This window comes from Gluconacetobacter johannae (genome assembly GCF_014174305.1).
Lineage (GTDB): Bacteria > Pseudomonadota > Alphaproteobacteria > Acetobacterales > Acetobacteraceae > Gluconacetobacter > Gluconacetobacter johannae.
Genome location: NZ_JABEQH010000014.1, coordinates 96,871 through 107,184, shown reverse-complemented (window position 1 = coordinate 107,184; position 10,314 = coordinate 96,871). Strand labels below are relative to the sequence as shown.

The 10,314-nt window shown below is 70.9% G+C and carries 9 protein-coding genes; all 9 read left to right on the top strand.

Features of this window, described 5'->3' with window-relative positions; translation table 11 throughout:
* On the top strand, positions 1–944 hold a 944-nt coding region (locus HLH21_RS11460), incomplete at its 5' end, for a UDP-N-acetylglucosamine--N-acetylmuramyl-(pentapeptide) pyrophosphoryl-undecaprenol N-acetylglucosamine transferase (protein WP_182943886.1).
* Positions 941–2,386, top strand: coding sequence for a UDP-N-acetylmuramate--L-alanine ligase (gene murC, locus HLH21_RS11455; RefSeq protein ID WP_182943885.1), 1,446 nt, complete (start codon positions 941–943; stop codon positions 2,384–2,386). The genes HLH21_RS11460 and murC, both read left to right, overlap by 4 nt.
* On the top strand, positions 2,383–3,321 hold the full coding sequence (gene murB / locus HLH21_RS11450) for a UDP-N-acetylmuramate dehydrogenase (RefSeq protein ID WP_182943884.1): 939 nt from the start codon (positions 2,383–2,385) through the stop codon (positions 3,319–3,321). The genes murC and murB overlap by 4 nt, the downstream gene beginning before the upstream one ends.
* Positions 3,318–4,274 (top strand): D-alanine--D-alanine ligase, encoded by a 957-nt coding sequence (locus HLH21_RS11445; protein WP_182943883.1) that lies wholly within the window; start codon positions 3,318–3,320, stop codon positions 4,272–4,274. The genes murB and HLH21_RS11445 overlap by 4 nt, the downstream gene beginning before the upstream one ends.
* The gene (locus HLH21_RS11440) at positions 4,271–5,203 is read left to right on the top strand and encodes a cell division protein FtsQ/DivIB (protein ID WP_182943882.1); all 933 of its coding nucleotides are present in this window, start codon (positions 4,271–4,273) and stop codon (positions 5,201–5,203) included. Before HLH21_RS11445 ends, HLH21_RS11440 begins: the two co-directional genes overlap by 4 nt.
* Positions 5,200–6,600, top strand: coding sequence for a cell division protein FtsA (ftsA, locus tag HLH21_RS11435; protein WP_182943881.1), 1,401 nt, complete (start codon positions 5,200–5,202; stop codon positions 6,598–6,600). Before HLH21_RS11440 ends, ftsA begins: the two co-directional genes overlap by 4 nt.
* Before the next feature lie 78 nt (positions 6,601–6,678).
* Positions 6,679–8,115, top strand: coding sequence for a cell division protein FtsZ (gene ftsZ, locus HLH21_RS11430; RefSeq protein ID WP_182943880.1), 1,437 nt, complete (start codon positions 6,679–6,681; stop codon positions 8,113–8,115).
* A gap of 177 nt (positions 8,116–8,292) precedes the next feature.
* Positions 8,293–9,306: a UDP-3-O-acyl-N-acetylglucosamine deacetylase gene (lpxC, locus tag HLH21_RS11425; RefSeq protein ID WP_246379620.1), complete on the top strand. Its 1,014-nt coding sequence runs from the start codon at positions 8,293–8,295 to the stop codon at positions 9,304–9,306.
* A gap of 96 nt (positions 9,307–9,402) precedes the next feature.
* Complete coding sequence (locus HLH21_RS11420; RefSeq protein WP_182943879.1) at positions 9,403–10,305, top strand: outer membrane protein assembly factor BamD; 903 nt, start codon at positions 9,403–9,405, stop codon at positions 10,303–10,305.
* Positions 10,306–10,314: the final 9 nt, after the last annotated feature.

Genomic DNA, 10,314 nt, shown 5'->3' with positions numbered 1-10,314 from the left:
TGTCGCGCGGCCTGCGCGCCGCCGTGGCGCTGGCGCGCGGCGCGGTGCAGGCGCGGGCGATCCTGCGCCGGCTGGATGCGGCGGCGGTGGTGGGGTTCGGCGGCTACCCGTCGGTCCCGCCGCTGCTGGGCGCGCGCCTGCTGGGCCGGACGCGGCCGCTGATCTTCATCCACGAAGGCAACGCGGTGCTGGGGCAGGCCAACGCGATGCTGGCCCGCTTCGCCGACGGCATCGCAACCTCGTTCGCGCGCGTCGCCCGGCTGCCGGCCGGGGCCGCGCCGGTGCTGACCGGCATGCCGGTGCGCGACGCCATCGCGGCCCTGCACGACCAGTCCTATGTCCCGCCGGACGAGGCCGTGCGGCTGCTGGTCTGGGGCGGGTCGCTGGGCGCGCGGGTATTCAGCGACGTGGTGCCCGCCGCCCTCGCCCTGCTGCCGGCCCCCCATCGCGCACGCCTGCACGTCACCCAGCAGGCCCGCGCCGAGGATGTCGATCGGGTCCGCGCCGCTTATGCAGGCCTGGGCATCCCGGCCACGGTCTCGCCGTTCTTCTCGGACGTGGCCGGCTTGCTGGGGGCCGCGCATCTGGTCATCGGGCGCGCCGGCGGCTCGTCGGTCGCCGAACTGACCGATGCGGGGCGCCCCGCGATCCTGGTGCCGCTGCCCATCGCGGCCAGCGACGAACAGGGCGCCAACGCCGCCGCCCTGGTCGAGGCCGGCGCCGCCTGGATGATCCGCCAGCCCGATTTCACCGCCCCGGCGCTGGCCGCGCAGGTCGGCGCGCTGCTGGACGAACCGGACGGCCTGGCCGCCGCCGCCCACGCCGCCCGCACCCTCGCCCGCCCCGACGCCGCCCGCCGGCTGGCCGACCTGATCGAAGGATGCTTGCATCCGCAGCCCCGCCCCGCCTATCCGACAGGCGCGAAGACGGAGACCCACGCATGAGAGCCCTGCCCCTTTCCATCGGCACCATCCATTTCGTCGGGATCGGCGGCATCGGCATGTCCGGCATCGCCGAGGTGCTGCACATGCTGGGCTACGCCGTCCAGGGGTCGGATATCGCCGAGAACGCCAATGTCGCGCGCCTGCGCGCGGCCGGCATCGCGGTGACCATCGGCCATGACGCCGCCAATCTGGGCGCGGCCCAGGTGGTGGTGACATCCACCGCCGTCCGCCGCGACAACCCCGAGGTGGTGGCGGCGCGCGCCCGCCTGATCCCGGTCGTCCGCCGGGCTGAAATGCTGGCCGAGCTGATGCGCCTGCGCTGGTCGGTGGCCGTCGGCGGCACCCATGGCAAGACGACGACCACCAGCCTGGTCGCCGCCGTGCTGGAAGCCGCCCACCTGGACCCCACCGTGATAAACGGCGGCATCATCGAGGCGTACGGCACCAATACCCGCATGGGCTCGGGCGACTGGATGGTGGTCGAGGCCGACGAAAGCGACGGATCGTTCCTGCGCCTGCCGTCGGTCATCACCGTGGTCACCAACATGGACCCCGAGCATCTGGACCATTGGGGCACGGCCGAGGCGATGCAGGCCGCGTACGACCAGTTCGTGTCCAACATCCCCTTCTACGGCTTCGCGGTCCTGTGCATCGACCACCCGGCGGTGCAGCAGATGATCCCCCGCCTGTCGGACCACCGCATCGTCACCTACGGCTTCTCGCCCCAGGCCGACATCCGCGCGGAAAAGATCATCACCGACAAGCTGGGCGCGACGTTCGAGGTCGTGGTGACCAACCGCACCCGCAACCGCACCCGCCGCGCCGGGCCGTTCCGCCTGCCGATGCTGGGCCACCACAACGTCCAGAACGCCCTGGCCGCGATCGCCGTGGGGGTGGAGATGGACATCGACGACGCCACCATCCGCTCGGCCTTCGCCGGGTTCCGGGGCGTCAAGCGGCGGTTCACCCGCACGGGCGAAACCGGTGGCATCACCGTGATCGACGATTACGGCCACCATCCGGTGGAAATCGCCGCCGTGCTCAAGGCCGCGCGGCAGGCGGGCGCGCGCAACGTCATCGCCGTGGTCCAGCCCCATCGCTATTCCCGCCTGCAAACCCTGTTCGGCGAGTTCTGCACCTGCATGAACGACGCCGGCACCGTGGTGGTGGCCGACGTCTACGCGGCGGGCGAGGCCCCCATCGCGGGCATCGACCGCGACGCGCTGGTCGAGGGCCTGCGCGAACGCGGCCATCGCTCGGTCGTGCCGCTGCCGGGGCCGGAACATCTGGCGGAAATGATCCACGCCATCGCCCGCCCCGGCGATTTCGTCGTCTGCCTCGGCGCGGGCAACATCACCAGCTGGGCGCAGGCCCTGCCGAAGGAACTCGCGGCCCTGCAGGCCCCGGCCGGCACGGGACGAAAGGGGGATTTCGCGGCATGATGGCCGGACTGCGCGCCCTGCTGCCCGACCTGCGCGGCCGCCTGACCGAACATGCCGCGCTGGGTCCGCGCACGTGGTTCCGCGTCGGCGGGGCCGCCGAGGCGCTGCTGCAACCGGCCGACACGCAGGACCTGGCCACCTGCCTGGGCCATCTGCCGCCCGACATGCCGGTGACCGTGCTGGGCGCGTGCTCCAACGTCATCGTGCGCGACGGCGGCATCGACGGGGTCGTCATCCGCCTGGGCCGCGGGTTCTCGGACATCGTGGTCGAGGCCGACGGGCTGGTGGCCGGCGGCGCCTGCCTGGACATGACCGTGGCCGAACACGCGGCGGACGCCGGGCTGAAGGGCCTGGAATTCCTGGCCGGCATCCCCGGCTCGATCGGCGGGGCGGTGGCGATGAATGCCGGGGCCTACGGGTCGGACATCGCCACGGTGCTGGACTGGGCCGACATCGTGACGCGCGACGGCAACAGGGTACGGCTGTCCGGGGCCGCGCTGGGCTTCGGCTATCGCCGCTCGGCCCTGCCGGCCGGATCGGTCGTCACGCGCGCCCGCCTGCGCGCCGCCGCCGCCGCGCCCGCCGCCATCCGACAGGCCATCGCCACCATCCGTGAGTCGCGCGAGGCCGCCCAGCCCACGCGGGCCCGGACCGGGGGCTCGACCTTCCGCAATCCCGACGCCGCGATCTCGGACCGCAAGGCGTGGGAACTGATCGACGCGGCGGGCTGCCGGGGCCTGACCCTGGGTGGCGCGCAGATCAGCGAGAAGCATTGCAATTTCATGCTCAACACCGGTTCGGCGACCGCCGCCGACCTGGAAAGGCTGGGCGAGACCGTCCGCCGCCGCGTGCGCGAACGGACCGGCGTGACGCTGGACTGGGAAATCAAACGGATCGGCCGCCCCGCCGCCCCGACCACAGGAGACACGCCATGACCGCCCCGCACCCGGCCCGGACCATCACCGTCCTGACCGGCGGCCTGTCCGCCGAACGCGCGGTCAGCCTGTCCAGCGGCCGGGGCATCAGCGCCGCCCTGCGCGAGGAAGGCTACGACGTCCGCGTGCTGGACGCCGGCGCCGACCTGGGCGCCATCGTCGCCGACCTGACCGCCCACCGGCCCGACGTCGTGTTCAACGCCCTGCATGGCCGCTTCGGCGAGGACGGGTCCATCCAGGGCGTGCTGGACTGGATGAACATCCCCTATACCCATTCCGGCGTCCGCGCGTCCGCCGTGGCGATGGACAAGGCCGCCGCCCGTGCGGCCTTCACCGCCGCCGGCCTGCCCGTCGCGGCGGGCGGCGTCATCGACATCGCCGATTTCCCGGCCGCCGATCCCCTGCCCGCGCCCTATGTCATCAAGCCGCTGAACGAGGGATCGTCGGTGGGGGTGGACATCGTGCGCCCCGGCTCCAACCGCCGCGCCGCCATCGCCGACGCCTGGACCTACGGCCCGAAGGCGCTGGTCGAGGAATTCATCCCCGGCCGCGAACTGACGGTGGGCGTGATGGGCGACCGGGCGCTGACGGTCACCGACATCACGCCCAACCCCGATGCCGCGCACGAATTCTACGACTATGCCGCGAAATACCAGGAAGGTGGCTCGCACCACGTCCTGCCCGCGCAGATCCATCCCGATGCGTTCGCCCAGGCCCTGCGTATCGCCGTCGTCGCGCACCAGGCGCTGGGCTGCGCCGGCGCGTCGCGCACCGACTTCCGCTATGACGACACCGCCTGCGGCGACGGGCCGGGGCGGCTGGTGATCCTGGAGGTCAACACCCAGCCCGGCATGACCGCCACCTCTCTCCTGCCCGAACAGGCCAATGCCTGCGGCATCTCCTACGGCGCGCTGTGCCGCTGGATGGTCGAGCACGCAACCTGCCGCACATGACGCGCCATGGGGACAATCGCAATGACCGGCCGTCACGGCTGTCGATCTTCGTCCGGCGGCAGCGCCGGATGGTGCGGCCGGTCCTGCTTGTCCTCGTGCTGGCCGCGGGCGCCGTCGGCGCCGCCGCCGTGCTGCGCGACATGCGCTCCGAGGAACGCTTCGCCCCGATCCGCGCGAAGCTGGTCAGCCTGCTGCCCCTGCGCGTCACCGCGATCACCATCAGCGGCCGCAATTTGACCACCGAGGCCGCATTGCAGGACGCGCTGGGCGTGCGGGTCGGCGACCCGGTGCTGGGCTTTTCCGTCGAGGCCGCGCGGCGGCGGATCGACGCCCTGCCGTTCGTCGACCGGTCGGTGGTCGAGCGGCACCTGCCCGGCACCATCGTGGTGCGCCTGACCGAACGCCGGCCCTTCGCCGTCTGGCAGAATCAGGGCCGCTTCATGCTGATCGACCGCGCCGGTGCCCAGGTGCGCGACCAGGGCATGACCGGCAAGGACGCGCAGGCGTTCCTTCAACTGCCGCTGGTGGTCGGGCCGGACGCCAATGTGGCGGCGGCGGCGCTGTTCGACGCGCTGGCCGCCCAGCCGGTGGTCCAGAGCCATGTCACCGCCGCGATCCGCGTCGGCCAGCGCCGCTGGAACCTGCTGCTGCGCGACGGCACGACAATCCTGCTGCCCGAAGGCGAGGAAATTCCGGCCCTGCGCCGCCTGGCCGACCTGCAGGCCGGCATGAAGCTGCTGGACCGCCCGGTCATCAGCATCGACATGCGCCTGCCGGACCGCCTGGTGGTGCAGCAGCCCCCCGCCGATACGGCGCCTGCCCCCGACGGAAAGCCGGTCGCCGGCAGGACGGCCGACGGCGCGCCGCCCCCCACCGCCCCGAACCCGCCGCCCACCGGCGCCGATCCCGCCCCACGGAAGCGCACATGAACGATCTGATCGTTGCCCCGCCGACCGGGGAGCAGACGCCCCGCCCCGCCCGCCGCCGCCGCGCGCGCCGCAAGGACCAGCAGACGGCCCTGGCGGCCGGCGGGCCCGAGGGCAGCCGGGTCATCGCCCTGCCGCCGCCCGACGAACCGACGCCGCCGCACGCATGGCGGCCGGGCACGTTCGGCGTGCTGGATATCGGATCGACCAAGATCATCTGCCTGATCGGCCGGGGCGAGGCCGACGGCACGCTGCGGGTGCTGGGCCACGGCTGGCGCCGCTCGCACGGCGTGAAGTCGGGCGGCATCGTCGATCTGCGCGCGGCCGAGGCCGCCATCCGCGCCGCCGTCGGCCAGGCCGAGGACGCGGCCGAACGGCGGCTGGACAAGATCTATGTCAACTTGTCCAGCGGCCACCCCGAAAGCCGCCTGTTCAATGTCCGCTGGCCGGTCGGCGGACGCGAGATCACGGAATCCGACGTCCGCCGCGTGGTGACCGAAGGCCGGATGCGCGCGATGAGCGAGGGCCGCTCGACCATCCATACGCTGCCGCTCGATTTCTCGGTGGACGAAACGGCCGGGGTGGCCGATCCGCGCGGCCATCTGTGCGACCAGCTCACCTCGCGGCTGCATGTCATCGACGCCTCGACCACCGCGCTGCGTAATCTGGAAACGGTGCTGGCGCGGGCCGAACTGAAGATCGAGGAACTGGTGTCCGCCCCCCTGGCCTCGGGCCTGTCGGTGCTGGACGCCGCCGAACGCGACCTGGGCGTGACGGTGGTGGACATGGGCGGCGGCACGACCTCGATCGCCATCTTCGGCGAAGGGCAGTTGCTGCACACCGCCTGCCTGCCGGTGGGCGGGCAGCACGTCACCCGCGACATCGCGCACGTGCTGTCCACATCCATCGACAGCGCGGAATGGCTCAAGACCATGTACGGCTCGGCCGAACTGTCCGCCGACGACGATCTGGACCTTCTGCCGGTGCAGTTGATCGGCGACGACGACCATCAATTCGTCAAGATTTCCCGGTCCAAAGTGGTCTCGATCATTCGGCCGCGAATCGAGGAAACGCTTGAAATGGTGCGCGACAGGCTGGAATCCGCCGGCGTGGGCCGGGCCACCGACGGGCGCGTGGTGCTGACGGGCGGCGCATCGCTGCTGGACGGCGTGGGCAACATGGCCGCGCGCATCCTCAACCGCCAGGTCCGCCTGGGCCGGCCGGCCGGCATTCGGGGCCTGCCCGAAGACCCGGCGGCCTGGCCGTCCTTCGCCACGTCGGCCGGGCTGCTGGCCTGGGCGGCGGGCGGCGGCGGCGCGCTGGGCGACATCGATTTTTCCGAACCGCGCGCGCCAGGAATGCTGCGCCGGCTCGTCGAATTCATACGCGACAGGGTATAGTGGAATCCTTCAGACTGTTGCCCTAAAAGCGCGCGAATCGGTAACCGTACTCTTACGACCTCGTCCCGGGAGACGCCCATGACCCTCAACCTCTCCATCCCGCAGCAGAATCATTCCGACTTCACGCCGCGGATCACCGTGATCGGCGTCGGTGGGGGCGGCACGAATGCGGTCGACAACATGATCCAGTCCCAGTTGCAGGGTGTGGAATTCGTGGTGGCGAACACCGACGCGCAGCAATTGTCCCACAGCAGGGCCGATCGCCGGATTCAGCTCGGCCCGCACCTGACGCAGGGCCTGGGCGCGGGGGCGAAGCCCGAAATCGGGCGCGCGGCGGCCGAGGAGGCGGCGGACGAGCTTGCCCGGCATCTCGACGGGGCGCACATGGTGTTCATCACCGCCGGCATGGGCGGCGGCACGGGCACCGGGGCGGCCCCGGTGATCGCACGCATGGCGCGCGAACGCGGCATCCTGACGGTGGGCGTCGTCACCAAGCCCTTCACCTTCGAGGGCGTGCGCCGTTCCAAATCCGCCGACAGCGGCATCGCGGAACTGCAGCAGTATGTCGATACGCTGATCGTCATCCCCAACCAGAACCTCTTCCGCCTGGCCAACGAGCGCACCAGCTGGAAGGACGCGTTCAAGATGGCCGACAACGTCCTGTACATGGGCGTGCGCGGCGTGACCGACCTGATGATGGCGCCCGGCCTGGTCAATCTCGATTTCGCCGACATCCGGACCGTGATGGCCGAAATGGGCAAGGCGATGATGGGCACCGGCGAGGCCGAGGGCGAAAATCGCGCCATTTCCGCCGCCGAGGACGCCATTTCCAACCCGCTGCTGGAAGACACCTCGATGGCCGGCGCGCGCGGCCTGCTGATTAACATCACCGGCGGCGAGGACCTGACGCTGTACGAGGTCGATCAGGCGGCCAACCGCATCCGCGAGGAAGTCGCCGACGACGCCAACATCATCTTCGGCTCGGCGATCGACCCCTCGCTGAACGGCAGCATCCGGGTCTCGGTCGTCGCCACCGGCATCGACACCCCGCCGATCCGCACGGCCGAACCGATCCACCCCGAGGCCGCGCCCGACGCGGCGCAGACCGCCCCGGCCCACGACGCCGCCACGGCCCCCTCGGCCGAGCCCCCCCCGGCCGGGATGCAGGCCCCGCCGCGCCACCAGACGCCGAACTTCGTCAACGCAGCCCCGGTGGGCGCGCCTTCGCCCCATTCGGTGCCGCCCCAGGTGGCGCAGCACGGCGCCCGCCCGTCGCCGCGTTCGCCCCTGTTTTCCGAGGCGCCGCGTCCCGACGACACGCACCCCGCGCCGCCACGCGGCAACAGCCTGTTCAACATCGTCACCGGCGTGCTGCGCCGGGGCGGCCCCCCGGCGCCGGAGACCCAGCGCGCCGAGCCCGCCCTGCCGGAGCATGAACCCGCCCCCGCCGTGCGGCAGGCCACCGCCGACGAGGTCGGGCTGGACATTCCGGCCTTCCTGCGCCGCCAGCCGTAACCCCCTTCGCACCCGCGGTGCCCGCCCTGGGCATTGCGGGTTTATCTCGTTCTTTATCAGTATGTTACGCCGTAACAGACGGCAATAATGATTGACTGGCCGCAGACCGCCGTTCCCGTTAGAGATCAAACTGTCGTTCCTGTAACGACTAAAGAATAATCAACGCAGGGGACGCAGATGGACGGTATGCTGGCAACCTCGGTGACGCTCCCCAACCACGGCCCGACGCCCCCGGACGGCATCGCGGCCGACCTTCCGGGCCGGGACGGCGCCAGCCGCCCCCTGCCCCGCACGGCGCGCCAGCAGACGCTGCGCCAGTCCATTTCCTGCGTCGGAACCGGGCTGCACACCGGGCGGCGGATCGCCCTGGCCCTGCATCCGGCGCCGGAGCATACCGGCATCGTCTTCCGCCGCACCGACATGGACGGGCGGGCCATTCCGGCCCGCTTCGACCACGTCGCCGACACCCGCCTCAGCACCGTCATCGCCGATCCGCACGACCCCGCCCTGCGGGTCGCGACGATCGAACATCTGATGTCCGCCCTGTCGGCGGACGGCATCGACAATGCCTATGTCGATGTCGACGGGCCGGAGGTTCCGGTCTTCGACGGATCGGCCGCCGATTTCGTCTTCCTGCTCGACTGCGCGGGGCATGTGGAGCAGACGGCCCCCCGCACGGTCATCGAGATCCTGCGCCCGGTCCGCGTCGCCGACGGCGACGCCTTCGCCGAGCTCCGCCCGGGGCGCGAGGCCGGACTGTCGATGACGATGACGATCGATTTTTCCGCTTCCGCGATCGGCGCGCAGACCTTCGCCATGCGCTTCGACCGGCAGGTCTTCCGGCGGGACATCGCAAATTGCCGGACCTTCACCCTGCGCCAGGAAATCGAGGCGCTGCACGCCGCGGGCCTGGCGCGCGGCGGGTCGCTGGACAATGCCATCGTGGTGGACGGCGACACCGTCCTCAACCCGTGCGGCCTGCGCCGCCCCGACGAATTCGTCCGTCACAAGATGATCGACGCGGTCGGCGACCTGTACCTGGCCGGGGGCGTCCTCACCGGCGTGTTCGCGGGCCACAAATCCGGCCACGCCCTGAACAACCGGCTGCTGCGTACGCTGTTCGCCGATCGCGGCGCGTGGCGCGTCCGCGGCCGCTCCCCCCAGGCGCAGGCCCTGCGCGTGGCGGCATGACAGGCAAATTCGACTCCGCCGGCCACGAAAACGACGACACGGCCTTCACCCCGGCCCGCCGCATGATATAAGGCAGACCGAACTGGAAGAGCCGGCATGTCATTGTGCAGATTTCGATTCCCCTTCGCTGACCGTCCGACGGGCCGCAATGCGCTCCGATTCGCCTCACTTTCCGTCGTGCTGCTGCTTGCGGCCTGCGGCGGCAAGAAATCGGCCGAGGACATGGTGTCGCGGGTGGCGTCGGCCGATACGCTCTACAATAACGGCATCGACGCGCTGCGTAGCCAGCGTTACGCGCTCGCCTCGGCCGAGTTCGAGGTGCTGCAACAGAATTATCCCTATTCGGGCTACACGGCCAACGCGCAGCTGATGGAAGGCTACGCCAACTATCTGCAGGATAAATATCCCGATGCGGTGCAGCAGCTGGACCGCTTCCTGGAACTGCATCCCACCAGCCCCGACGCCGCCTACGCCTTCTACCTTCGCGCCCTGTGCTATTACGAACAGGTGGCCGACGTGCAGCGCGACCAGCAGGGCACCATCGAGGCCATGAACGCGCTGGAGGAGGTCATCACCCGCTTCCCGCAATCGCCCTACGCCCGCGACGCGCAGCTCAAGGTCGATCTCTGCCGCGACCATCTGGCCGGCAAGGAAATGCTGGTCGGCCGCTTCTACCAGCAGCAGCGCAATTACGAGGCCGCGGTCAATCGCTACCAGCGCGTGATCCAGGATTTCCAGACCACGAACCATGTCCCCGAGGCCCTCGAACGGCTGGTCGAGGTCTATCTGGATCTGGGCCTGACCGACCAGGCGCGCCGCTCGGCGTCGGTGCTGTCCTTCAACTATCCGGGCAGCAAATGGTACCGCTACAGCTACAACATGCTGCGTAGCGAACATCTGCTGGGCGCCAACATGCCGGCCCCGGCCTCGTCCCAGCACGCGGACGGCACGCCGGCGCGGCGCGGCTTCTTCTCGCGCGCGTGGCACGCGGTCTTCTGACCCGCGTGC